This is a genomic window from Mesorhizobium sp. B3-2-1, assembly GCF_006439515.1.
Classification (GTDB): domain Bacteria; phylum Pseudomonadota; class Alphaproteobacteria; order Rhizobiales; family Rhizobiaceae; genus Mesorhizobium.
The window spans coordinates 110,473-135,182 of sequence record NZ_VFTI01000011.1 but is presented as its reverse complement, the minus strand read 5'-3'; the positions used below and the strand labels follow the sequence as shown (position 1 = coordinate 135,182).

Below are 24,710 nucleotides of genomic sequence, written 5' to 3'. Positions count from 1 at the left end.
CCGAGGGGCAGCCGGCGGAATGACTTTACTTGGCGCTGTAGTCCTTGCCGTACCACTTCGTGGTCAGCGCGGCGAGCGTGCCGTCCGTCTTCATCCCGGTGATGATGCCGGCGACCTTTGCGGTCCACTCGGGATCCTTCTTTTCGGCGATGACGACGAGCGGCTCGCGGAAGGCGTACTCGCCTTCCAGGATCTTCACGGGATAGCCGTTCTTGATGGCGTTCTGCGCCGTCTGCTCCGGCGCGATCACGGCATTCAGGCGCACGCCGTCGCCAAGCCGCAGGTCATCGAAGGGAAGCATGGAATCCGCGTAGGTGCGGATCTCGCCCGGCTCCAGCTTGTATTCGATGGGGGGCAGGCCGGGCGCGTCGATTTCGAGCTTGCGGCGGATGAAATCCTCCGAGGTGGTCGCCGTCTCGACGCCGATGATCTTGCCGTTGAGATCGGCGACCGACTTCGCGCCGCTGTCCTTGTGCAGGACGTAGACATAGGGGCTGTAATAATAGATGCCGACAAAGTCGATCACCTTGGAACGGGCCTTGGTCGGGGTGACCGATCCGACACCGAGATCGTAGCGCCCCTGCCAGCGTCCGCCGGTCAGCGTCGCCCAGTCGGGCGTTTCGAACGAGACATCGACACCAAGCCGCTTGCCGATTTCGCGCGAGACATCGATGTCGAAACCGGCGAGTTCGTTGCTGTCGTCGAGAAAGCTCTGTGGCGGCCAGGCCGCGTTGGTGGCGATGACCATCGCCTTTTTCGACGTGACGCGGTCCAGGGTTTCCCCGGCCATGGCCGCCGTCGTGATCGCGAATGTCGCGGCGGCAAGAACGGCTAAATCGAGCAGCTTTTTCAAAGTTATCCCTCCCTTGTGGTTGAAACTGATAGGATGCGTAACGTCGGACCTCAGCGCTTTCAGCCACAGCTTCAACGCGGATCGGTTTCGGTTTGTGCCGACCACAGCCGAAGCTCGTTCCCCCTGATGGACCGGCGTTTGTGGCCCCAGACAGTCAGGTAGCAAAAAGAAGGGTTCTACCCGGCGAAATGCGGGATAATGGCGATCGCACAGTCATTGCGTGTCTTGAGACGGCAAAATGCCGGATATGGTCGCCTTGTTCCGTTCGCGCAGGCCAGTCTTCTGGCCAGTCTTCCGGATTGTCGCCGGGGCGGTTCAGCCGATAGGATCGCGCGGCGGTTACAGCGCGGATCGAGCGAGAGGATTTTTTTGTGGAATTGACCGACAAGGATCGTCAGCTGCTCGCGCTGATGCAGAAGAATGCGCGTGAGCCGGTCGCGTCACTGGCACGTCAGCTCGGCGTATCGCGGACAGCGCTGCAGGAGCGGATCCAGAAGCTGGAGGCCGGCGGTATTATCGAAGGCTATACCGTGCGGCTGACCAAGGAGGTCGCCCAGAATGCCGTCCACTGTTTCACGCTCGCCGCCCTCAACAACAAGAGCTATCCGGACGTCTCCAGGAAGATCAAGGCGATGCCCTCGATCCAGGCGGTCTACGCCATAACAGGCGAGTGGGACCTGATCATCCACCTTGCCGCCGAGACGCTTGAGAAGCTGAACCGGGAGGTGAATGCGGTGAATGAAATCAACGGTGTTGTCAAAACCGCTTCCCATGTGGTGATGGAAACGAAGTTCAACCGGACCATCTACGCATTGTAGGAGGTGGCGGGATGTCCAGGCGGCGGAGAACGCCCCGCCGCCGGGGCCGCCATGTAGGCGAATTAGACCGTCGCCGGATCGAGCGCTGGCTCGCCCTTGCGGCGCGCGACAATCGCCTCGAAATCCGCGGTCTGGAAGGCATCGCGCAAGGCGTCGAAAGACGGCAGCACGAAATAGGCGCGCTGGAATTTGTCGATCTCGTAACCGGTACGCATCACCGTCTCGAGGTCGAAAGGCACATGGTGGGCGTCCTTGCTTTCGACCGCGAACTGCAATTCGGTAAAGGACGACATCAGTCCGGCGCCAAACGCTTTCAGCGGCTGGCCGGGCTCCTGCATCAGGCCGTATTCGGCCGTGTACCAATAGAGCCGCGTGATCATCTCGTCGCCGCCGAGTGCGATGATGTCGCCGGCCTTCTTGCCATACATCTGCATGAAGTCGGCGAACACCGGCTGCGACAGCACCGGCACATGGCCGAAGAAATCGTGGAACATGTCCGGCTCGACGATGTAGTCGAGTTCCTGCCTTGTCCGCAGCCAGTTGGTGACCGGGAAGCGGCGGTTGGCGAGGTGATCGAAGAAGGGGGCGGCCGGAATGAGGCCGGGCACGGCGACGATTTCCCAGCCGGTGAGCTTGCGCAGCTTGGCGCTGACGTCAGCGAAATCGGGGATGCGATCGAGAAGGCCGAGCTTCTCGACGCCGTCGAGATAGGAGTGGTGGGCGAGCTTGCGCGTCAGCTTCGTCTGGCGGTCGCACAGCGTGCGCCACACCGCCTGCTCCTCGGCGCTGTAATCATAGCCCTGTGCCACAGTGAAATCGGCGCGACACACCGAATAGTCGCCGCGCAACCCTTGCGCCGCGCAGTCGCGGGCATATTCGGCAACGCTCATCGTCGTCATGGTCTTTCTCCTCGCAGATCATCGATGGTTGACGCACCGCAATGCTAACCCGACCCGCAGAGGCAATTCGGTTTTGATGATGGCCCGCTCGCCATATTCGGGATAACATTCACTCACAATCCGCAAAGGACGAGTTAAAATGCCTCAATTCGACGATTTCGAGATCAGGATGCTCGATGTCCTGCAACGCGACGGACGCAAGCCTGTCTCCGAACTGGCGCAGGAGATCGGCCTCTCGACCACGCCCTGCGCGCGGCGCTTCGATGCACTGCAGGAAGCCGGCATCATCAAGGGCTTTGCCGCCATGATCAGCCGCCGCGCCATCGGCCTGATGGTCGAGGTGTTCATCCAGGTGCGCCTCGTCAGCCACAGCGACGGCTCGCCCGAAAGCTTCATCGCCGCCGTCCAGCGCATGGACGAGGTGTCGTCGTGCTGGACGATGACCGGCGACCACGATTTCCTGCTGCATGTCATGGTGCCGTCTGTCGACGAGCTCAACGCCTTCGTCATGCACCGGCTGATGCGGCTCGACGGCGTGCGCGATGTCCATACGCAACTCGTGCTGCAGAACATCAAGGGACCTGGCCACGTGCCGCTTGCGCATCTCAGGCGATGATGTCTTCCTCGTTTTTGCGGAAAAGCTGCAAGCAAACTGCTGAAACGGGCCAATCGGGCGGCACTATCGCCGGCCAGCATGCGCGGACCAACTCCCAGGAGGTCCGCCATGAACATCGTCCTGATCAATCCGCCGCACACCGCCATCGGCAGCCGAGTGCCCGACGATCATCTGCCGCCGCTCGGTCTTCTGGCGATCGGCGGCCCGCTGCTCGACGCCGGCCATGAGGTGCGGCTCGTCGATGCCGAATTCGGGCCGATGCCGCTCGCCTCGGTCATCGCGGAAGCCCTGAAGGACTGCCCAGACTTCGTCCTGATCGGCCATTCCGGATCGACCTCGGCGCATCCGACCGCCCTGTTGATCGCCGCGATGATCAAGGCGCGCGAGCCGGCGACGATCATCCTCTATGGCGGCGTGTTCCCGACCTATCACTGGCATGACATCCTGACCGAAACCAGCGTTTTCGATTTCATCGTTCGCGGCGAGGGCGAGGCCACCGTGGTGGCGCTGGTCGAGGCGGTGGAAATGCGCCAGCCGCCGGCAAGCGTTGCCGGCATCGCCTATCGCGACGATCTCGATCGTCCCTTTGCCACGCAAGGGGCGATGACGATCGCCGACCTCGACGCCTACCGCGTCGGTTGGGAGTTGATCGACCACCGCGGATACAGTTACTGGGGCGGCAAGCGCGCCGTGGTCATGCAGTTCTCGCGCGGCTGCCCGCATCTGTGCAATTATTGCGGCCAGCGTGGTTTCTGGACCCGCTGGCGCCATCGCGATCCCAAGAAATTCGCGCAGGAGATCGCCTGGCTGCACCGCGAGCACGGCGTCGAGCTGATAAACCTCGCCGACGAAAACCCGACCGTTTCGAAGAAGGCGTGGCGCGCTTTCCTGGATGCGATGATCGCCGAGAATGTGCCGGTGCTGATCGTCGGCTCGACACGCGCCGACGACATCGTGCGCGACGCCGACATGCTGCACCTCTATCGCAAGGCCGGTGTCATCCGCTGGCTGCTCGGCATGGAAAACACCGACGAACAGACGCTTGCATTGATCCGCAAGGGCGGCAGCACCTCGTCTGACCGCGAGGCGATAAGGCTGCTGCGAAAGCACGGTATCCTGTCGATGGCGACCTGGGTGGCCGGTTTCGAGGACGAACGGTTTCGCGATCTGTGGCGCGGCTTCCGCCAGCTCCTCGCCTATGACCCCGACCAGATCCAGGCGCTCTATGTGACGCCGCATCGCTGGACGCCGTTTTTCCGCATCGCGCGCGACCGCAAGGTTATCCAAACGGACGCCCGCCTGTGGGACTACAAGCACCAGGTGCTGCACATGACGCGGCTGAAGCCGTGGATGCTGTTCTTCTCGGTCAAGCTGATCGAACTGGCGGTGCAGTCGCGGCCGAAGGCGCTGGCGCGCGTCCTGTTCCACCCCGACCCCGAGCAGCGGCATTCGATGCGCTGGTACACCAAAATGGGCCGCCGCGTCTGGTTCCGCGAGGTCTGGGGATTCCTGGTGACCGACCGCCGGATGACAGGCGGCCCGACGCTCGCCGAATTCTGGGGCGCACCGCAGGATGCGGAAGAAGAGTCGATGATCGCCACGCGTCCGCCACGCAAACCGACCGAAGCCGTCGGCGCAATTTCGCCAGGTATCTGAGCCTCTCGCCCAAGCCCAAAATAGCGCAACGCATATCCATTGACATACGCGTCGTATGCACCCAATTAAGCATACGGGGCGTATGTCAATGCCTCGGGTGCCGGAGTGCCACGACCAAAACCGGAAGCCTCGTTAACGGCGCTCGCCCTTATCGATGCAGCCGTTTCGAGATCGTCAGCGTCCGGCCTGCCTTGTCTCAAATGGAGTGAACAATGACCAAACGTGACGCGATCTTCCCTGCCGGCCGGCAAGCTCTCTACGAGATCAACCGCTATTCGGCGGCGATCCGCTCCGGGGACTTGCTGTTCGTCTCGGGGCAGGTTGGCAGCCGAGAGGACGGATCGCCGGAGCCTATATTCGAAAAGCAGGTCCAGCTTGCCTTCGACAATCTGGCGGCAGTGCTGAAGGCCGCCGGCTGCTCGTTCGACGACATCGTCGACGTGACCACGTTCCACACCGATCCGCAGGCGCAGTGGGACGCGATAAACCCCGTTCGGCTCAAGGCGTTCGGTGAGGCGCCCTACCCGAACTGGACCGCAGTGGGCGTCAACTGGCTGGCAGGCTTCGACTTCGAGATAAAGGTCATCGCGCGCATTCCGCAGCCCGCCTGATCGGCCGGCTGCGGCAAAGTCGCCGCTCAGGGCACGATCAGTGTGCCGGCGCCGTGTTCGGTGAAAAGTTCGAGCAGCACTGAATGCGGCGTCTTGCCGTTGAGGATGACGACGCCTTCGACGCCGCGCTCGATCGCCTCGATGCAGGTCTCGACCTTGGGGATCATGCCGCCCGAGACCGTGCCGTCCTTGATCAGCGCCCTGGCCTCGGCGACCGTCAGCTCGTCGATCAGCTTCTTGTCCTTGTCGAGCACGCCCGGCACGTCGGTGAGGAACAGAAGGCGCGAGGCCTTGCAGGCGCCGGCGATGGCCCCGGCGAAAGTGTCGGCGTTGATGTTGTAGGTGTGACCGTCGCGGCCGGGCGCCACCGGCGCCAGCACTGGGATCATTTCGGAGCGCGCCAGAAGATCGAGCAACGTGCGGTCGACCTCGACCGGTTCGCCGACGAAGCCGAGATCGAGCACGCGCTCGATGTTGGAATCCGGGTCGATCATGGTCTTACGCGCCTTTTCGGCGAACACCATGTTGCCGTCCTTGCCGCAGAGGCCGATCGCCCATTCGCCCTCGGCATTGATCAGCGCGACGATCTCCTTGTTGATCGACCCGGCCAGCACCATCTCGACGATCTCGACGGTCTTCTGGTCGGTGACGCGCAGGCCGCCCTCGAACTTGGATTCGATGCCCATCTTGTTCAGCATGGCGCCGATCTGCGGGCCGCCGCCATGGACGACGATCGGGTTGACACCGGATTGCTTCAACAGTGCGATGTCGCGCGCGAAGGCCTTGCCGAGCTCGATATCGCCCATGGCGTGGCCGCCATATTTCACCACGACGGTTCTGTTCTCGTAGCGCTGCATGTAGGGCAGCGCACGCGACAAGAGGGCAGCCTGCATTTCGGCGGTGGCGGTGATGTCCGTCATCGGGCGTTCCTGGATATCTATAGGGACGGCGGCGTCTTAGCGGGAATTGACGCGAGCCGCAAATGGCATTGCTGTCATATTCGAGCGGTTCACGGTGTCGTCATTGTGACGGCACCATCAGCGGCGCCCGCCGCGTCAGCCAGCCCGAGATTTTCTCCATCTGCGCGGCGAGCGACAGAAGCGTTTCCTCGTCGCCCGGGCGGCCGGCGGCCTGGATGCCGAGCGGCAGGCCGGCGTCCGTGACATGGACGGGGAGCGCAATCGACGGCTGTCCGCTGACATTCTGGATCGCGGGCCAATGCGTGAACCAAAGGCTCTTGTCCATCAACTGGCCGAACACTGGTTTGATCTTGAGCAAGGAGGTGAGGTGAAGCTTGTCGAGCAGGTTCTCGACGAGTTCATCGGCACCTTTGGGATCCATGGCGCCGCAGGCAAGCGGCGGGTGCGCGATGATGGGCATCAGCACCGCATCATAGCGCGCGGTCTCCGTGATCAGTTGCCGAGAGGCGGTGTGCAGGCGCTGCAGGCCGGCATAGGTCTCGCCGGCCGAGACCATTTCGCCCAACCGGCCGAGCACCCGCGTGGCGCGCTCGACGTCGCCCGTTACGGAACGGCCGACGCGCAGCGCTTCGGCCCGCAGCGAGCCGGCGACGGCGGAGGCGACCGTCGTGCAGAAATCGGCGAAGAAATCGCGGCCGATGAAGGGCAGTTCGATGTCCTCGACCGAATGGCCGCCTTCACGGGCGAGTGCCACGGCAATGTCGAGCGCCTTGAGCGTCTCGGCCGAAATCGGCAGGCCAAGCGGCGACTTGCGGTACACCGCCAGCCTGAGCTTGCCGGGCTCGCGTGCCGCAGCGGCTGCGAACGTGCCCTTCGGCGGCAGCGCGGCATAAGGCGCCAGCGTATCGGGACCATGGGTGAGGTCGAGCAGCAGCGCGCAGTCGCGCACCGAGCGGGTGACGGCATGATCGACGACCATGCCGTACCAGCTTTCGCTCACCAGCGGCGACAGCGGGACGCGGCCGCGCGAGGTCTTGAGGCCGACAAGTCCGCTGCAGGCCGACGGCACGCGGATCGAACCGCCGCCATCCGAGGCATGCGCCACCGGCACGACGCCGGCGGCGACCAGCGCTGCCGAACCGCCCGACGAGCCACCGGTGGTGTGGCCGGTGTTCCAGGGATTGCGGGTGATGCCGAAGGCCTTGGATTCGGTCATCAGCCGCAACCCATGCTCGGGCGAGGTCGAGGTGACGATCGGGATCAGCCCGGCGGCGAGATAGCGCTCGGTCATCACCGAATTGAAATCGGGCACCCAGGCCGGAATGCGGCTGCCGCCATGCGAGGGCACGCCCTTGACGGCGATGCCGAGATCCTTGATGGCAAAGGGCACTCCGGCCAGCGGCAACGAACGGTCGATGCTCTTTGCCCGGGTCCGTGCGGCCTCATAGAGCGGCTCTGCCGTGGCGTTGATTTCGGGGCGGGTGGCCTCGGCCCGAGCGATCGCTGCCTCGGTCAGTTCGATCGCCGACAGTTCACCCCTGCGCATCAGACCGGCTAGACCGGTTGCGTCTTCTTCCCACAGGATCCGTTCGACCGACATGCGCACTCCCCCGTTGCCGCCGCCAAGCTAGCCAGCGGCAATTCCCTTGGCAATCGAAGCCTGCGCCCGATGTCGAACAGTCCAACGGCGTCGTCCACGTCATCGACACGGTTCTGCTCCCGAAGATGTGATCGGGCGAAAGATGTAACGAGGCGCTTCCCGCGGACGAACCCGTTGCAAGAGCCCTCCGTCGATTGCGTCGTCTCGCTCACGTGATCCGCAATCGACACGCGTGCTCCGCGCCGCCCACGGTCAACCGTGGGACGGCGCGGAGTGTCGTTTGGGACAACCGTCACCGGCTTTTGACTTTCGGGCGGCGGCATAGTTTGGCAAAACAGACGACAGGAGGAACTGGTCATGAACCGTCGCGATTTTCTTTTGAGCGGTGCCGCCGCTATCGGCGTCGTCGGGGCCGCGGCAACGATGCTGCGCATGGGCAGCCCGCAGGCCGCGCAAGCCGCCGAGAAATTCGAGATCACCAAGACCGACGACGAGTGGAAAGCCATCCTGTCGCCGGCCGCCTTCGACGTGCTGCGCAAGGAGGGCACCGAGTATCCCGGCACCAGCCCGCTGCTCAACGAACACCGCAAGGGCATTTTCGCCTGCGCCGGCTGCGACCTGCCAGTCTATCCCTCTGAGACGAAATTCGATTCCGGCACCGGCTGGCCGAGCTTCTGGCAGGAGATCGCCAATGGCATCGGCAAGACCGAGGACCGCTCGCTGGGCATGACCCGCACCGAGGTGCATTGCCGCCGCTGCGGCGGCCATCTCGGCCACGTCTTCGACGACGGTCCGGCGCCGACCGGCCTGCGCCACTGCATCAACGGCGTGGCGCTGACCTTCAAGCCCACGACCGCCTGACAAGGTAGGTTCTACGCTTCAGGGAAACGCGGAGCTGCCCTATTGCTGGCCTAGATGCTCGAGATGAGTTGAAAGGCCAGAGTGATCGTTACGACAATTGGTAAAACCGCGCCTAACACCATCATGGCAAGAATGCAGTGGAACCGGACAGGCTGGGTCTCTCGGGAAATGTTGCCGGTGCGTTGGCTGACAACACCGGCTGCAAACCATCCGCGCAAGTTCGTCAAACAAACACGAACCCACAATGGACAGCCGATCACACACGCCACCAGCAAGATGGCAAGAACCCAAGTCTCCATTACGATAAGATATCCGGAGATGTTTTAATCATTCGCGCTGCCTGCATGCGGCTTCCGCTCGATTCGAGCTTAACGGCGAGCTGCTAAATATCTAGTTTGTCTTGGAATTACGCCAGGTCCAAGCGGATATAAAAAAGCTCCGGGCTTTGCGGCCCGGAGCTTTTTGCGTGGTCGGAGCTTTCGGGCGTGGACTGGAGGAGCTTCCCGAAACCGCTGCCACGGTTTTCATTTTTTGCCTTCACGCAATTCCAGACGGAAAACCGCTTCACACTTTCCTGGAATTGCTTCAGTGCCCGCCGCCTCCGCCACCACCGGGCGCGGCCGGCTTCTTGATCAGCATGGTGAAGAACCCCAGCGTCCCGAACAGGACGGTCAGCAGGTAGAACACATCCATGAACGACAGCAGCGCCGCCTGCTGGTGGACCATGCCCGACAGCTTGGAGATCGCCGCACTTGTGGCGTCCAGGCCGGTGGTTTGCTCGAAATTGAGCGTCATGTTCTGCAGCTTGGTCTGCGCGGCGGCACTGCCCCACTGCACGTGCTCGGAGAGCCGGGCATAGTGGAAGGCATTGCGGTCGATCAGCACGGTGTTGATGAGGGCAAGGCCGACGGCGCCGCCAAGGTTGCGGGTGAGGTTGAACAGTCCGGACGCATTCTTCAACCGGTCCGGCGGCAAGGTGCCGAGCGCGATGTTGTTGATCGGCACCATGCACAGCATCATCGAACAGCCGCGCAGGATCTGCGGGATGAGCAACTCGTAAAAGTCCCAGTCGGCGGTCAGATGCGTCATCCACCAGGTGCCGGTGGCGAAGCCGAACAGGCCGATCATCATCATCAGCCGTAGATCCATCTTGCTCGACAGGATGCCGGAGATGGGCGCGGTGACGAACATGGCCAGGCCGCTGACGAACAGCGCTTCGCCGATCATCATCGAATCGTAGCCGCGGATGCGTCCGAGGAAGACCGGATAGAGATAGGTCAGGCCATAGAGGCCGATGCCGATGACGAAGGAAAACAGCGAGCCGAAGGCGAAATTGATGTTGCTGAACGCCTTGAGGTCGACGATCGGTTCCTCGGCCGTGAAGACACGCCAGAAGAAGATCACCGCGCCGATGGTCATGATGATGGCGCAGATGAACACGGCCTGATCCTGCAGCCAATCATTGTTCGGACCTTCCTCGAGCACATATTCCATGCAGCCGAGGAAGGCGGCCATGCCGGCGAGGCCCCACCAGTCGAACTTCGAGAACAGCTTGAGATTGGGCTTGTCGAAATCGATCAGCGACCAGGCCGCGGTCGCCACCAGGATGCCCGGCACGACATTGACCAGGAACAGCCAGTGCCATGAAAAGGCGTGGCTGATATAGCCGCCGACGGTCGGGCCGATCGTCGGCGCCAGCGTCGCCACCAGGCCGATCATCGGCGAGACTATGGCGCGGCGCGACGGCGGGAAGATAGTGAAGGCCGCCGCGAAGACACTCGGGATCATGCCGCCGCCGATGAAACCTTGCACGGCGCGGTAGACGATCATCTGGTCGATGTTGGTGGCGGTCGCGGCCAGCGCACTGGCCGCGGTGAAGCCAGCGGCCGCGACTGTGAACAGCACGCGCGTCGACAGCATCCGGCTGAGGAAGCCCGACAGCGGGATCATGACCACCTCGGCGATCAGATAGGCCGTCTGCACCCATGGAATCTCGTCGGAGCTGGCGCTGAGGCCGGCCTGGATCTCGGACAGCGAGGCCGAGACGATCTGGATGTCCAGGATCGCCATGAACATGCCGAACACCATCGCCAGGAAGGCGATGATGCGTCGCGTCGAGATCGTGTCGGGCGCGGCCGGTATCGCCGGCGGCGATCCTGCGGTGATGGTTGCGGTTGCCATGTCCTGAGCCTCCTTGAGGCAGGCCGGGCGGCCCGGTGCTTAATCAGCCACCGAGCCGCCCTCCGAAAAGCGCTTAGTTACTGGTCGTGGCGGGCGGTGCGGCTGTCGACGGCGACGACCACGCTCAAGCCGGCGCGCAGCTTGCCGGTCTTCAGCGCATCGGCCGGCACGTCGATGCGGACCGGCACGCGCTGCACCACCTTGGTGAAGTTGCCGGTGGCGTTTTCCGGCGGCAGCAGCGAGAACACCGCGCCCGACGCCGGCGCCAGCGAGGAGACGGTCCCCTGGATGGGGTGGCCGTCGATGGCGTCGACCGAGATGTTGACCTTTTCGCCGGGCACGAGTCGGGCAAGCTGCGTCTCCTTGAAATTGGCGACGATGTAGAGCTTGTCCATCGGCACGACCACGGCGAGCTTCTGGCCGGGGCTGACCAGATCGCCCTGTTCGACGGAGCGGTTGCCGACGACGCCGTCATACGGCGCCTTGAGCACGGTGAAGGAGAGGTCGCGAGCGGCCTTGTCGCGGCCGAGCTGCAGCGACGCCAGTGTGCTGGCGGATTCTGCGCGCTGCGCCTCGAGCACGCCGATATTGGCCTGCGCGGCGGCAATCTGCGCGTCGGCGCCGACGAGCGCGGCATTGGCCTGGTCGAGCGCGGTCTGGGCGTCGTCCAGCTGTGCCTGCGTGCCGACATGCGTCTTGACCAGTTGCGCGGCGCGCTGCTGGGCACGGCCGGCGTTGGCGGCGGCGGCCTGGTCGGCGACCTTCTGCGCCTGTGCCTGCTGCAGCGAAGCCTGCGCGGCTTTGGTCTGCGCGTCGATGCGGTCGAGTGTCTTGGCCAGCGTGGCGATCTGCGCCTCGGCCTGGGCAACGGCGATCTTGTAGTCGCCGGCATCGATCGTCAGCAGGGGATCGCCGGCCTTGACCTGCTGGTTCTCGCCGACCAGGACCTGATCGACATAGCCTGAAATTTTTGGCGAGACGAACGCCATATCGGCCTGGACATAGGCGTCATCAGTCGAGATCATGAAGCGGCCGGTGGTCCAGTAGTCATAGCCGTACCAGGCGCCGCCACTCAAAAGAGCAAGGCCGATGATCGGCAGCAGGAAGGAGCGCGCCGAGCGCTTCTTCTTGGCCGGAGCTTCAGCCTCCGGCGGCGGCGCGACAGCCGGCTGGACATGCACATCGGGCGCTTCCGTCGCCGGGGCAACCTTGGCGTTGGGGAAAGGACGGACTTCGGCGGTGGCGGGCGTGTTCGAGGACATGACATCTCGCTAAAGTTATAATACTGAACCGTTCGGTTCGATCTGGGCGTTGACATAGCGTGTAAAGAGGACCATATCAAGGGGAAATCGAACCGGTTGGTTCGAATTATTTTCGAGGTGTGACTTTAATGGTTGAGCCTGTGAGCAACGCCGAAACCGACCCGTGCGAAGACCTGCTGGACGGTCTGCGCCGTGGGCGCCCGGCGGCCGGACAGGATCCGGTCAAGCGCAGCCAGATCATCGACGGTGCCCGCCGTGTCTTCATCGAAAAAGGCTTCGAGGCTGCCTCGATGAACGACATCACGCGCGAGGCCGGCGTGTCGAAAGGCACCATCTATGTCTACTTCGCCAACAAGGAAGAGCTGTTCGAGGCGCTGATCGAGGAAGAGCGCGGCACCATCTTCAAGAACATGTACGACATGCTCGACCGCGCCGACGACCTGCGCCAGACGCTGGTCAAATTCGGCAAGGTGCTGTCCATGAAGATCACCTCGGCCAAGGTCATCCAGGCGCAGCGCACGGTTATCGGCGCTTCCGACAGGATACCGGACATGGGCGCGCGCTTTTACGAACGCGGTCCCAAGCGCGGCCATGACAAGGTCGCGACGTTCCTCAATGCCGCCATCGAGCGCGGCCTGCTCGAGATCGACGACGTCGACCTCGCCGCCTATCAGTTCACCGAACTATGCCTGGCCGGCCTTTTCCGGCAGTGCATCTTCGCCTACCGCACCAAGGCCCCGACACAGGACGAGATCGACCACATCGTCAGGTCGGGCGTCGACATGTTCCTGAAAGCCTATGGCACCGAAAGGATGGCCGAGGAAGAAAGGGCCTCAAAACTCACCCTGACATGACGCTCCTAAACGGCCTCCAGTCGCCGATTTTTGCGGGGACCGGCTTGACCTCCAGGCGCTGAGCGTCAAGGTCTGGATAACCGGGCCGAACGAAGCATTCCGCGGGAAATGATTCTCGTTCGCCAGCGTGAAGGCAGATCGGGATGGGCGATCCGAAGCTCCAGAGTCAGATGCGACGCATCGTGGCGGACTTCAACGCCGGTCGCCACGAGCAGGCGCGGCTGCTTTGCGAGAAGGCTCTTCGCCAGGCGGCGGACGACCCTGCCCTCAACCACCTCATGGCCGCCGTTCTTTTCGCCAAGGGCGAGATATTGGGAGCCCGCACCCATATTCATGCAAGTCTGGCGATCCGGGCTGACAACGCATCGGCTCAATTGCTCGCCGGCCGCCTGGCGCGGGCGGCACGGGATTTTGACCAAGCGCTGTTCCATCTCTCACGCGCGGCCGAATTGGCGCCTGATGCTGCTGTGCTTATCGAGCAGGCGCGAACGCTCGACGAGGCAGGCGACCGGACCCAGGCACTCGAAGTATGGCGGCACGTGACACTTGCCGATCCCCTGTCGGCGGAAGCGGCGGCGCGTCTGGGCCGCATGCTGTTCGAGGACGCAATGCCTGCCGATGCGGCACCTTTGCTGGAACGGGCCGTAAAGGGAAACGCGCCTGCATCGGCATGGTTCGACCTCGCCCTTGTCAGGCAGGATCTGCATGATCATGTGGGGGCGGCGGCCGCCTATCGCAAAGCATTGGAGATACACCCCGACGATGCCGAAGCGGCGGTCAATCTGGGGATTGCGCTTCAGGAAACGGGCGATATGGACGCCGCGATCGAGGCCTATCGGACGGCCTACGAGCAGCGCGCCACAACCTTCGGCATCATCGCGATGGCCCTGACTTCAGCGCCGCACGGCAAGCTTTGGATCGATCGCGACGCGTTGAAGGGCTTGCTTGGAGGCTAATGCATGTCGCCCGGAAGTGTCCTCGGTTCCGGGACTACGACATGCTGTAAGAGCAATTCCAGGAAAAGTTCTAGCGGGCGCGTTTTACGCGAAACTGCTTCCGGTAGACGCCGGGTTCGGCAAGAACATCGGCGACGGTTTTTTCATAGGAGGCCTTGCGCACGGCATCGAAGCTTTCGAAGACGAGTTCGGGCGCGGCGCGCGGCACGGGAAAGCATTGCGCAACCGGTGTGCCCTTCGCCAGCACGCCGGAGAAACCCTGGTCGGTCCAAATCGCCGGGAAATTGATGCCGGCGTCCTGGAAGTGATCCGAATCGACGACGCCGGTCACCAGGCGGAAAGGAAGATCATCGCGGTTGATCGGATGGGTGGCGAAGAGGGACCAGCCTTCCTCCAGCTCGATCGTCCAGAAACTGTTGAATTTTATGGCTGCCAGCCCATTGGAGAACGGTGCGCCGGCGAGCTGTTCGGCGACATGGAAGCTGAGCGGCGAACGCGGGTGCCCCTTCGTTGACGGCTCGGCGATGTCCCACCGCCATTCGAAGGCGCCGTTCTCGACGGTCACATCGCATGGCAGCAGGATCATGAAGCCATGTGTCATGGCGTCGACGAAGGGCGGACACTGTTTTACCGTCCTGATCTCTCGCCCATGGATTTCCGAATAGGCTTTCGGAGGCATCTTGCGGAGCCAGTCGGGCAGGACGCCGCGCGCCGGAACCGGCCGGGGCAGCGTTTCGGCAAGCGCGGGATCACAACGAAAAACGATACGCATCCGGATGCCCTCAAAACGGCACTGCGATGCTGACGGATTGCCAAGGCGCGGTCAACGGACGCGCGTAGACGACTACAGCATGTCGCGGCGAATAGGATTCGCCCGACCTGCTGTAAGTTTCTGATTTTATGCATGTCGTTGTCCCGGACGCTTCTTCCGGGCGACATGCATTAGCCTCCATTGGCCGCAAGCACGATCGCGGCCTGCAATTCCTCGAGGCCTTGGCCCTTCTCCGATGACGTCGCCAGCACGAACGGAAACGCCGCCGGCCGCTTCTTGATCTTGGCCAGCGTCTCCTCGATCAGCCGCGGCACGCCGGCGGCCTTGATCTTGTCTGTCTTGGTCAGCACGATCTGGTAGGACACCGCCGCCTTGTCGAGCAGCGACAGCACCTCGTCGTCCTTGGCCTTGATGCCGTGGCGGGCATCGATCAGCACATAGACCCGCTTCAGCGTGACCCGGCCCTTGAGATAATCGAAGACCAGCTTGGTCCACTCGTCGACCTTCTCCTTTGGGGCGGTGGCGTAGCCGTAGCCCGGCATGTCGACCAGCGCCATCGGCGGCAGGTCGGCGCCTTCGCCCGAAAACCCGTCCGGCACGAAATAATTGAGCTCCTGCGTGCGCCCCGGCGTGTTGGAGGTGCGCGCCAGTCCCTTCTGGTTGACCAGGGCATTGATCAGCGACGACTTGCCGACATTGGAGCGGCCCGCAAAGGCGATCTCCGGCGGCCCTTCCGGCGGCAGGAATTTCATGGCCGGTACGCCGCGGATGAAGATCCACCGGCGCGTGAAAAGGTCGGTGCCGATCGCGGTGCTGTTGGGAACGTTCAAGCTGCTGCCTCCAGAAGAGAGATATCGGCGCCCCTGATGGCATCGAGATTGCGGCCGATCTTGTCCACCGGCCAGTCCCACCACGCCACTGCCAGCAGCCGCCGGATCGTCCTGTCGTCGAAACGCATCTTGACCATTTTGGCCGCGTTGCCGGCAACGATTGCATAGGGCGGCACGTCGTGCGTCACAACCGATTTGGCGGCGACGATGGCGCCATGGCCGATTTCCACGCCCGGCAAGATCACCGCCTCCATGCCGATCCAGACATCGCTGCCGACGACCGTGTCGCCGCGCACTTCCTTCGACCAGGTCGCGGGGTCAAAACCGTTTTCCCAGCCATGACCGAAGATGTTGAACGGGTAGGTCGAGAAGCCGGACATGGCGTGATTGGCGCCGTTCATGATGAAGCGCGCGCCTTCGGCGATGGCGCAGAACTTGCCGATGATGAGCTTGTCGCCGATGAAGGGATAGTGATGCAGCACGCATTTTTCGGCGAATTTGTCCGGCCCGTCAGGGTCGTCATAATAGGTGAAGTCGCCGATCTCGATGTTCGGCGCCGTGACCAAAGGCCTCAGGAAGCCGACGCGGGTGTGCATCGGGATCGGGTGCTTGATGCCGGGGTTGGGTCCGTCCATGTCGAAGTCCGTCCAGGAAGTGATAGCCACGCGGATCCGGGATTCGCGTGCCTGGTCAAAATAACGTGATCCGCCCTATAGCACCAATCGGCTGACGAGCGAGCCTTCCGTGGCGGACAAGCTCATTTGTTGCCGCGGCAGATCACGATCGGGTTGGACAGCGCGCTGTCGAAACCACTGCCTTGATAGACCTGAACGTTCGACGCTCCGGGCGGCAGCATGAAGGTGCCTTCGACGACCTTCTGATCGCCCGCCATCGTGTGGAGATCCCAGCTGAACGTACAGAATTGCGGCGGTGCCTTGGGTTCGACATGGCTGCAGTTGAGCTGCGCGCCGCCCAGCATGGCGGCGCCGCCACAGCTGACCGCATCCTCAGCAGCCGCGGCGGCGGGCCACCCAATGAGAGCCGTGACGGCCGCGATCCTGATCCAATCCATCGCCAAAATCCTTGCCGCATAATCTCGCCGCCTGGCGCGTTTTTCGCGCCGTGGCCCATGCGTTTTTTCGTCCTCGGGGCTTAATCGGTCTTGCGCGGGGCGTCCAGCAGGATTATGTGCATGATGATAATAAGCATGCTCACGAAAAGTTGTCAGTTGACCCCCGATCTCCTCCCATGCCCTCTTCGCCCAATATCAGCTTCGTGCTGCACGACGTCGCGCGCCTGCTTCGCAAGCGGTTCGAGCAGCGGTCGCGCGCATCGGGGCTGACCCGCGCCCAGTGGCAGGTGCTGGCGTACCTTTCGCTGCATGAAGGCATCCACCAGAACAAGCTCGCCGACCTCATCGAGATCGTGCCGATCACGCTCGCCCGGCTGCTCGACAAGATGGAAGCTCGCGGCTTCATCGTGCGCCGGCCCGATCCCGCCGATCGCAGGGCCTGGCTGCTTTACCTGACACCGCAGGCCCATCCGCTGCTCGGGATCATGCGCGGCAACGGTCAGAAAACACGAGACGAGGCCTTCGCCGGCCTTTCGCCTGAGACACAGCAGCATCTGCTGCAAACCCTAAGCTTGATCAAATCCAATCTGCTCGCGGCTTGCACCCAGCCAGCCGTCGACCGGGAGAAAGTACATGGCTGAATCAACATCCCCCAAGAAGCCTGCCGGAGACGAGACACCGGCAGGTCGGACCGACCAGATTATCCAGCTCGACAACGAGCGGGAGCAGAGGCGGACCAACGTCGTCATCGACAATGGCGAGCTGGAAGCGCCGGTCGCCCTGGAGCCGGCGGCGCTCGAGGCTCCGGCCAAGGAGCCGCAGCCACGGCAGGCCGCCGCCGCCGTTGCTCCTCCTGTTCCGGCCAAACCGAAGCGCGGTCTGACACGGCCCGCCCTTTTTGCGCTGCTTCCCGTCGCGCTGGTCGTCGGCGGCTATTATTATGTCACCGGCGGCCAGCTGATGACGACCGACAATGCCTACATCCAGGCCCAGTCGCTTGGCGTCTCCACTGACGTCTCCGGCACGGTGCAGGAGATCGACGTGCATGAGAACCAGGCGGTGAAGAAGGGCGACGTGCTGTTTCGCCTGCGGCCGGCCTCTTTCGAGACCGCTCTCGCCGCCGCCAAGGCCCAGCTCGGCACGGTACGCAACCAGGTGCTGACCCTGGAAGCGAGCTACCAGCAGTCGCTGGTGCAGATCGAGCAGGCGCAGGCCAACATCCCTTATTACGAGGCCGCCTTCCAGCGGCAGCAGGATCTGCTCAAGACCTCCACCGCCTCGAAGGCGTCTTTCGACAGCGCCCAGCACGACCTCGTCGCCGCCCGCCAGAAAGTGTCCGTCGCCAAGTCGCAGGCGCAGGCCACGCTCGCCCAGCTCGGCGGCGACGCCAACCAGCCGGTGGAGAAGAACCCCTTCTATCTGCAGGCCCAGTCGGGCGTCGACGATGCACAGCGCAACCTCGCCGATTCCGTGGTCAAGGCGCCGTTCGACGGCATCGTGACCAATGTCGACGCGCTGCAGGTCGGCAAGTACCTGCCGGCTTCGCAGCCGGCGTTCAGCCTGGTCTCGTCGACCGATCTGTGGATCGCGGCGGAACCGAAGGAAACCGAGCTGACCTATGTGCGGCCGGGACAGACGGCGACGATCAGCGTCGACACCTATCCGGGCGCCGTCTGGCACGGCACTGTCGCCTCGATCAGCCCGGCCTCGTCGTCGAGCTTCTCGCTGCTGCCGGCGCAGAACACCACCGGCAACTGGGTCAAGGTCGTGCAGCGCATCCCGATGCGCGTGACGATCGATGATATGAAGGGCAAGCCTCCGCTGCGCGGCGGCATGAGCGCGGTGGTCGACGTCGACACGGGCCATGCACGCGGCCTGCCGGACTTCCTCACCAATCTCATCGGCCTGTTCGGACAAAAGTCATGACCAGCGCGTCCGCGGCAGGTGCCACGCCGGTGGTCGCCAATCGCGGCGCCATCACCGCCTGCGTGATCCTGGCCGTCATCATGCAGGCGCTGGACACGACCATCGCCAATGTCGCTCTGCCCTATATCCAGGGCAGCGTCTCGGCCAGCGCCGACCAGATCAACTGGGTGCTGACCTCCTACATCGTGGCGGCGGCCGTCATGACGCCGCCTTCGGGCTACCTTGCCAACCGCTTCGGCCGCAAGCGTATCCTCCTGACCTCGATCACCGGCTTCGTCGTCGCCTCGGTGCTGTGCGGTTTCGCGCAGTCGCTGCCTCAGATCGTCGGCTTCCGCCTGCTGCAGGGCCTGTTCGGCGCGGCGCTGGTGCCACTGTCGCAGAGCATCCTGCTCGATATCTACAGTGTGGAAGAGCGCGGCTCCGCCATGGCGCTGTTCGGCATCTCGGTGATGGTCGGGCCGGTTCTGGGACCGGTCATCGGCGGCTGGCTGACCGAAAATGTCAGCTGGCGCTGGGTGTTCTACATCAACGTGCCGATCGGCGCGCTGGCCTTCGCCGGCGTGTCGCTGTACGTCCTGGAAACCAAGCTGGACTTCAAGGCAAGGCTGGATTGGCTGGGTTTCGGCATGCTCAGCATCACGATCGCGGCCCTGCAGATGTTTCTCGATCGCGGAGAGCAGCTCAACTGGTTCTCGTCGTCGGAGATCATCGTCGAGGCGGTGATCTGCGCATCGGCCTTCTACATCTTCCTTGTCCATACCTTCACCGCCCGCGACACCTTCGTCAATCCGAGGCTTTTCCTCGATCGGAATTTCGCCGTCGGCATGATCTTCATCTTCATTATCGGCATCACCTACTTGGCCTCGCTGGCGCTGATGACGCCCTATCTGCAGACGTTGATGGGCTACCCGGTGGTGACGGCCGGCATCGTCATGGGGCCGCGCGGGCTTGGCACGATGGCCTGCATGTTCCTGGTCGGCAGGCTGATCGGCAAGGTCGATACGCGCTGGCTGCTGCTCATCGGCCTGCTGATCACCGCCTGGGCGATGTACGACATGACCGGCTGGACGCCCGACGTTTCGCAATGGACCATCATCTCCACCGGCTTCATCCAGGGTGCGGGGCTCGGCTTCCTGTTCGTGCCGCTGACCACCATAACCTTCGCCACGCTGGCGCCGGAGCGGCGCGCGGAAGGCACCGGCCTCTACAATCTGTCGCGCAACATCGGCTCCAGCGTCGGCATATCGGTGGTCACCGCGCTTCTGACGCAGAATGTGCAGATCAACCACGCCAACATCGCCACCTATGTGACGCCCTTCAACCAGGCGTTCGGCGATCCGGCGATCTTCCAGGCAATGAACCCCTACACCGCCGCCGGCCGCGCCGCGCTCGACGGTGTGGTGACGCTGCAGGCGACTGTTATCAGCTACATGAACGATTTCAAGCTGATGATGATCCTGTCGCTGGCCGCCATCCCGCTGGTGCTCCTGCTGCGTAAGCCGGGAACGCCGGCAAAGATCGACCACAGCGCCGTCATGGAGTGACGTCTTGGCGGCATTCAGATGCCGAAGGGAAACGTATCCGGTACCTTGCCGGTGCTGTCGGCCGACTTGCCGAGCGGCGTGACCGCTGACGTTCGATCGAACCAGACGAAGGCGTCGAACTGGCGGGAGACGGACGAGTCCATGTAATGGCTGAGCCGTTCGGTCTCCGGCCGGTAGATAACGCCGATATAGCGTTCCGGCCTCGGCGCCGCCAGATCGTCGCCGAGCTGACCATGGCGCCCAAAATCCAGCAGGAACGACGGTTTGCCGCTGTCGTGACACAGCCGCTCGAAGCTGTGCGGCAGCGAAGGATTCACGGCCTTCACCTCCATCTCACCGTCCCAATCCGAGGCACAGGCGACAGTACCGGTATCTGTTCCGAAACCGATCAGCGCCGTCCGCGCACCGAAGCGTTCCCGGCAGAGCTGGCCGATGTTCAGCTCGTCGCGGACAGTACCCATGTCGGTATGCCGTGCGTCACCGATATGTGAGTTGTGCGCCCACACCACGGCCTTCGAATCCCGGCCATGCGTTTCGAGAAGCTGATCGAGCGTCTCGAACATGTGCCGATCGCGCAGGTTCCAGGTCTCGGCGCCGCCATAATACATCACGCGATAGTACCGCTCGGCCGATGCGACCAGCCGTGCACTCTGTTTTGCGTCGAGGAGATCGCCGTTGCCCTCGGCCATGGATCGCCTGAACAGATCCATGCACTGTCGCACCACCGCCTCTTCGCAGGTTCTGTAGCCCGGCCGCAGCGCCGCGCGTCCATAGGTGGTGGGCTCGTTCTGCCAGGGCATCAGACAGCCATAGCGCTCGCGCGCGACGGCGGCAGCTTCGGGGTCTACCCTGTCCAGATAGGCAAGCACCGTGGCGATCGAGCCGCTCATATTGTAGAGATCGAGTCCGTAGAAGCCTGCTTTCCGCGCATGATCGGGCACGTCCCGGTTGTACTCATGCAGCCAGCCGATAAATTCGGACACTTCGGTGTTGCGCCACATCCAGGTCGGGAAGCGCTGGAAGAGCGGCTGCGCATCCGACCGCCGTTCCTCCGCGCGAACATACCGGTTGATCTGCGCGGCGTCCGGCCAGTCCGCCTCGACGGCCACGATGGTGAACCCGTGTCGCTGGAGGAGGCGTCGCGTGACAGCCGCGCGGGCACGATAGAACTCCGAAGTGCCATGGCTGGCCTCCCCGAGCAGGACGACGCGCCGGTCGCCGAACCGGTCGAACATTGCGCCGAAGGCCGGATCGTCGATCGGCGGCAAATCTTCGGCCGCCCGCGCGATTTGCTGCGGCAATGGAGGAGGGGGTGCCTCGCGCGCCGACGGCGCGTTTTCGTCGTGCCCGCCATGCTCACCGATCAACGGCACGAACATGACGCCACCGAGATCCTCCTCCTCGAACTTGTTTGCCGCAATCCGCGTGAGGCGAACGAGCCGCTGGGAGTACACGTCTTCACCGACCGGAATGATCAGCCTGCCGCCGATCTCCAACTGCTCCTGCAAACCGAGGGGAATGGACGTGGCGGCGGCCGCGACGACGATAGCGTCGAAGGGCGCCTTTTCCTGCCAGCCTTTCGTGCCGTCGCCGACCCTGACCTCGATGTTTCGATAGCCGGCGGCATTGAGCCGCCGTTCCGCCTGTTGCGCGAGCGATCGATGCCGCTCGACGGTGAAGACGTGTTCGGCAAGTTCGGCCAGTACGGCTGCCGCGTAGCCCGAGCCGGTGCCGATTTCCAGCACGCGATCGGTCGCCTCGATCTCGGCCATCTCAGCCATTTTCGCCACGATGAAGGGTTGCGAGATCGTCTGTCCGCTGCCGATCGGCAGCGGGCTGTCCTCATAAGCGAATTCCTCAAAACCCTCGTCGACGAATTTCTCACGCGCGACCCGGCGCACCGCATTCAGGACGCGCTTGTCATGCACACCGCGGCGTGCGATGTGCGCCTCCACCATCCGATGCCTGGCGTGCTCGAAATCCAGCATGACAGCCTCCAATCAGGCGTTTGATCGGGTCTACGTGACGTCGTGCCAGGCTCCTATTCGTTGGTGCGCCCGGTCTGCCGGGGATTGACGCCGCCTTGCGGCGTGGTGTCGTTATCGACATCTCCCTCAAAAGTGTTCTCGCCGTCCAGTTCCTCGTCCTCGTCGAGAAGATTGCCACCCTTGATCGTGCCCCTGGAGGCGCCAATTCCGGGATTCTGCTTCAAATCCTTGTCGGTGGGCTTGCGTGTCTTTGGATGAATGTTGCTGCTCATCGGAATGCCTCGCTGCAAGTAGCATGTGATGAGGTCGGTCCGCTGCACTGCCTTGAATTTGGATGGGCGGGTCGACCTGATCCTCCCACGCGGGAGCTTTTAGGAAGCCTCATGCGCGAACTCTTGAACGCGCAATAAGTTCCATGCGGGACAATCCGGCAGCAGCGAGGTTCGGCTGATTCGCCGGCAATAAGGGGAGGCCAGGAAAATGCCGGCGCGGTCCCTGGTCCCTATCGCGTGCCGGACCACGGCATCGCACGCTGCATCACTGAAACTAAAAGGCTGAGCCCTGTAGAACACAGGACCCAGCCGTCAAATCTGCGCTCCCTAACCGCCCAAATTTACGGTTTACCGGGGCGGGCTCCTTTGCCAAAGAGGCGCCGGCTATTCCGCCGGCGAGGGTTTCTTGCGGAACAGCGCCACCAGATTGTCCCACAGCTCGATCTTGGCGCCCTGGCGCTTCATGATCACGCCCTGCTGCAGGATCGACAGCGTGTTGTTCCAGGCCCAGTAGATGACGAGACCCGCCGGGAACCCGGCCATCATGAAGGTGAAGATGACGGGCATCCAGGTGAAGATCGCGGCCTGCGTCGGATCCGGCGGCGTCGGGTTCATGCGCATCTGCAGGAACATGGTGACGCCCATGATCAGAGGCCACACGCCGATCATCAGCATGTGCGGCAGCGTGATTGGAACCAGCCCGAACAGGTTGAAGATCGATGTCGGATCGGGCGCGGCCAGATCCTGGATCCAGCCGAAGAACGGCGCGTGGCGCATCTCGATGGTGATGTAGAGCACCTTGTAGAGCGAGAAGAAGACCGGAATCTGCAGCGCCACCGGCCAGCAGCCGGCGAGCGGATTGATCTTCTCGGTCTTGTACAGCTCCATCATCGCCTGCTGCTGCTTCATCTTATCGTCCGCGTATTTCTCGCGGATCTCGAGCATCTTGGGCTGCACCTTCTTCATGTTCGCCATCGACGCGTAGGACTTGTTGGCGAGCGGGAAGAACAGCGCCTTGACGATGACGGTGGTGGCGAGGATCGCCAGGCCGAAATTGCCGAGGAATTTGTAGAGCGTGTCGATCAGCCAGAACATCGGCTTGGTGATGAAGTGGAACCAGCCCCAATCGATCAGCAGGTCGAACCGCTTGATGTGGCGGTCTTCGGCATAGGCGTTGATCTTGGCGACTTCCTTGGCACCAGCGAAGATTTCGGTCTCGACGGTCGCCGACTGACCGGCCGCGACATTGATCGGGTCGGTCAGGAAGTCGGACTGGTAGCGGTGGCGGCCGTCCTCGAAATAGGCATAGCGCGGCTGGAACGGCTGCTTCTCGGTCGGCACCAGCGTGACGGCCCAGTATTTGTCGGTGATGCCGAGCCAGCCGTCGGTCGACTTGCCGGGCTGATACTGCTTGTCCTTCTCGACCGACGCGTATTTGTGTTCCTGCAGGCCTTCCGTACCGGTGAAGCCGATCAGGCCTTCATGCAGCACATAGGTGCTGGCGACGGCCGGCTTGTCGTAGCGCGTGACGCGGCCATAGTTGAACAGCGAAACTGCGCTCGAGCCGGAATTCTGCACCGTGTCCGACACCGTGAACATGTAGTTGGCGTCGACGGAGAAGGTGCGCTTGAAGGTCAGGCCCTTGTCGTTGGTGTAGGTGAGCGTCACCGGCGTCGACGGAGTCAGCGTCGGATTGCCGTCCACGCTCCACACCGTTTCGGCACCCGGCACCGCGCCGGTCTTGTCGTTGCCGACAAAGCCGATCTCGGCGAAATAGCCGGTGGGCAGCGCTTGCGGGTTGAGCAGTTCGATCTCGGGCGAATTCTTGTCGACGGTCTCGGTGTAGTGCTTGAGCTTGAGGTCATCGAGCCGCGCGCCGGTCAAATTGATCGAGCCTTCGAGGCTCGGCGTGTCGATCTTGACGCGCTTGGATGCCGCCAGAGCCTGATCACGGCTGGCGGCGGTGACGACGTCACCGCCGGGGGCGTTGGGAATGGCGCCCGGGGCGGTTGTGCCTGGCGCCGGCGTCGATGCGCCTGGATTGGCCGCATCGGCCGCCTTCTTCTGTTCCTCGATGCGCTGCTGCTCGATCTTGGCGGCCTCGCGCTGTGCCTCGCTGTGTGGCAGCACGTAGAAGTACTGCCATACCGCCAGGATCAGCACCGACAGCGCGATGGTGATGAAGAAGTTCCGGTTGTTTTCCATCGAGAGCCCTTGGC

23 protein-coding genes are annotated in these 24,710 nt (G+C 63.1%); 10 read left to right on the top strand and 13 right to left on the bottom strand.

Annotation, left to right across the window (positions count from 1 at the left end; genetic code table 11):
* Positions 1–25 precede the first annotated feature (25 nt).
* A complete protein-coding gene (locus tag FJW08_RS13990; RefSeq protein ID WP_246682339.1) occupies positions 26–790 on the bottom strand; it encodes a transporter substrate-binding domain-containing protein in 765 nt (254 codons plus the stop codon).
* A gap of 434 nt (positions 791–1,224) precedes the next feature.
* Between FJW08_RS13990 and FJW08_RS13985 the strand changes: the two genes are divergently transcribed.
* On the top strand, positions 1,225–1,671 hold the full coding sequence (locus FJW08_RS13985; RefSeq protein ID WP_227792004.1) for an Lrp/AsnC family transcriptional regulator: 447 nt from the start codon (positions 1,225–1,227) through the stop codon (positions 1,669–1,671).
* 62 nt (positions 1,672–1,733) lie between these two features.
* Here the strand turns inward: FJW08_RS13985 and phhA are convergent, their stop codons facing one another.
* Positions 1,734–2,570 (bottom strand): phenylalanine 4-monooxygenase, encoded by an 837-nt coding sequence (gene phhA / locus FJW08_RS13980; protein WP_140811056.1) that lies wholly within the window; start codon positions 2,568–2,570, stop codon positions 1,734–1,736.
* A 139-nt stretch (positions 2,571–2,709) separates the two neighbouring features.
* On the opposite strand from phhA, the gene FJW08_RS13975 reads away from it, so the two are divergent.
* The 3 genes from FJW08_RS13975 (at position 2,710) to FJW08_RS13965 (ending at position 5,453) form a co-directional block, all read left to right on the top strand.
* A complete protein-coding gene (locus tag FJW08_RS13975) occupies positions 2,710–3,186 on the top strand; it encodes an Lrp/AsnC family transcriptional regulator (RefSeq protein ID WP_140757399.1) in 477 nt (158 codons plus the stop codon).
* Positions 3,187–3,294: 108 nt separating this feature from the next.
* Entirely contained in the window at positions 3,295–4,842 is a 1,548-nt protein-coding gene (gene bchE, locus FJW08_RS13970) for a magnesium-protoporphyrin IX monomethyl ester anaerobic oxidative cyclase (protein ID WP_140811055.1), read from the top strand.
* Between the two features lie 212 nt (positions 4,843–5,054).
* Positions 5,055–5,453, top strand: a complete 399-nt coding sequence (locus FJW08_RS13965) for a RidA family protein (protein WP_140811054.1) — start codon at positions 5,055–5,057, stop codon at positions 5,451–5,453.
* Positions 5,454–5,479: 26 nt separating this feature from the next.
* Here the strand turns inward: FJW08_RS13965 and argB are convergent, their stop codons facing one another.
* Together argB and FJW08_RS13955 are read right to left on the bottom strand one after the other, a co-directional pair.
* Complete coding sequence (argB, locus tag FJW08_RS13960; protein WP_140757402.1) at positions 5,480–6,373, bottom strand: acetylglutamate kinase; 894 nt, start codon at positions 6,371–6,373, stop codon at positions 5,480–5,482.
* A 100-nt stretch (positions 6,374–6,473) separates the two neighbouring features.
* Positions 6,474–7,973 (bottom strand): amidase, encoded by a 1,500-nt coding sequence (locus FJW08_RS13955; RefSeq protein WP_140811053.1) that lies wholly within the window; start codon positions 7,971–7,973, stop codon positions 6,474–6,476.
* A gap of 357 nt (positions 7,974–8,330) precedes the next feature.
* Between FJW08_RS13955 and msrB the strand changes: the two genes are divergently transcribed.
* On the top strand, positions 8,331–8,834 hold the full coding sequence (gene msrB, locus FJW08_RS13950; protein WP_140811052.1) for a peptide-methionine (R)-S-oxide reductase MsrB: 504 nt from the start codon (positions 8,331–8,333) through the stop codon (positions 8,832–8,834).
* Positions 8,835–9,419: 585 nt separating this feature from the next.
* Here the strand turns inward: msrB and FJW08_RS13945 are convergent.
* Positions 9,420–11,015 (bottom strand): DHA2 family efflux MFS transporter permease subunit, encoded by a 1,596-nt coding sequence (locus tag FJW08_RS13945; RefSeq protein ID WP_140811051.1) that lies wholly within the window; start codon positions 11,013–11,015, stop codon positions 9,420–9,422.
* Between the two features lie 77 nt (positions 11,016–11,092).
* On the bottom strand, positions 11,093–12,277 hold the full coding sequence (locus FJW08_RS13940) for an HlyD family secretion protein (RefSeq protein WP_140811049.1): 1,185 nt from the start codon (positions 12,275–12,277) through the stop codon (positions 11,093–11,095).
* Between the two features lie 128 nt (positions 12,278–12,405).
* On the opposite strand from FJW08_RS13940, the gene FJW08_RS13935 reads away from it, so the two are divergent.
* Positions 12,406–13,131 carry a TetR/AcrR family transcriptional regulator gene (locus FJW08_RS13935; protein WP_140811048.1) on the top strand — a complete coding sequence of 242 codons (726 nt, stop codon included), beginning with the start codon at positions 12,406–12,408 and terminating at the stop codon, positions 13,129–13,131.
* 143 nt (positions 13,132–13,274) lie between these two features.
* Positions 13,275–14,087: a tetratricopeptide repeat protein gene (locus tag FJW08_RS13930; protein ID WP_246682333.1), complete on the top strand. Its 813-nt coding sequence runs from the start codon at positions 13,275–13,277 to the stop codon at positions 14,085–14,087.
* 70 nt (positions 14,088–14,157) lie between these two features.
* Here the strand turns inward: FJW08_RS13930 and FJW08_RS13925 are convergent, their stop codons facing one another.
* From FJW08_RS13925 to FJW08_RS13910, 4 genes are all read right to left on the bottom strand, one after another.
* Positions 14,158–14,859: a hypothetical protein gene (locus tag FJW08_RS13925; RefSeq protein WP_140811047.1), complete on the bottom strand. Its 702-nt coding sequence runs from the start codon at positions 14,857–14,859 to the stop codon at positions 14,158–14,160.
* Positions 14,860–15,029: 170 nt separating this feature from the next.
* A complete protein-coding gene (gene yihA / locus FJW08_RS13920) occupies positions 15,030–15,689 on the bottom strand; it encodes a ribosome biogenesis GTP-binding protein YihA/YsxC (protein ID WP_140811046.1) in 660 nt (219 codons plus the stop codon).
* Positions 15,686–16,324 (bottom strand): CatB-related O-acetyltransferase, encoded by a 639-nt coding sequence (locus FJW08_RS13915; protein ID WP_181182917.1) that lies wholly within the window; start codon positions 16,322–16,324, stop codon positions 15,686–15,688. Before FJW08_RS13915 ends, yihA begins: the two co-directional genes overlap by 4 nt.
* 122 nt (positions 16,325–16,446) lie before the next feature.
* Positions 16,447–16,761, bottom strand: a complete 315-nt coding sequence (locus FJW08_RS13910; protein ID WP_140811044.1) for a hypothetical protein — start codon at positions 16,759–16,761, stop codon at positions 16,447–16,449.
* Positions 16,762–16,937: 176 nt separating this feature from the next.
* On the opposite strand from FJW08_RS13910, the gene FJW08_RS13905 reads away from it, so the two are divergent.
* Genes FJW08_RS13905 through FJW08_RS13895 form a run of 3 tightly spaced genes read left to right on the top strand, consistent with a single transcriptional unit; the run spans position 16,938 to position 20,231 of the window.
* Complete coding sequence (locus FJW08_RS13905; RefSeq protein WP_140757411.1) at positions 16,938–17,402, top strand: MarR family winged helix-turn-helix transcriptional regulator; 465 nt, start codon at positions 16,938–16,940, stop codon at positions 17,400–17,402.
* On the top strand, positions 17,395–18,687 hold the full coding sequence (locus FJW08_RS13900; RefSeq protein WP_140811043.1) for an HlyD family secretion protein: 1,293 nt from the start codon (positions 17,395–17,397) through the stop codon (positions 18,685–18,687). The genes FJW08_RS13905 and FJW08_RS13900 overlap by 8 nt, the downstream gene beginning before the upstream one ends.
* Positions 18,684–20,231 (top strand): DHA2 family efflux MFS transporter permease subunit, encoded by a 1,548-nt coding sequence (locus FJW08_RS13895; protein WP_140811042.1) that lies wholly within the window; start codon positions 18,684–18,686, stop codon positions 20,229–20,231. The genes FJW08_RS13900 and FJW08_RS13895 overlap by 4 nt, the downstream gene beginning before the upstream one ends.
* A 14-nt stretch (positions 20,232–20,245) precedes the next feature.
* Here FJW08_RS13895 and FJW08_RS13890 read toward each other — a convergent pair whose 3' ends face one another.
* The 3 genes from FJW08_RS13890 to yidC all read right to left on the bottom strand — a co-directional run bounded on the left by FJW08_RS13890 (position 20,246) and on the right by yidC (position 24,696).
* Positions 20,246–22,219: a protein-L-isoaspartate(D-aspartate) O-methyltransferase gene (locus FJW08_RS13890; protein WP_140811040.1), complete on the bottom strand. Its 1,974-nt coding sequence runs from the start codon at positions 22,217–22,219 to the stop codon at positions 20,246–20,248.
* A 53-nt stretch (positions 22,220–22,272) separates the two neighbouring features.
* Complete coding sequence (locus FJW08_RS13885; protein WP_140811039.1) at positions 22,273–22,491, bottom strand: hypothetical protein; 219 nt, start codon at positions 22,489–22,491, stop codon at positions 22,273–22,275.
* 384 nt (positions 22,492–22,875) lie between these two features.
* Positions 22,876–24,696, bottom strand: coding sequence for a membrane protein insertase YidC (yidC, locus tag FJW08_RS13880; protein ID WP_140757416.1), 1,821 nt, complete (start codon positions 24,694–24,696; stop codon positions 22,876–22,878).
* Positions 24,697–24,710: the final 14 nt, after the last annotated feature.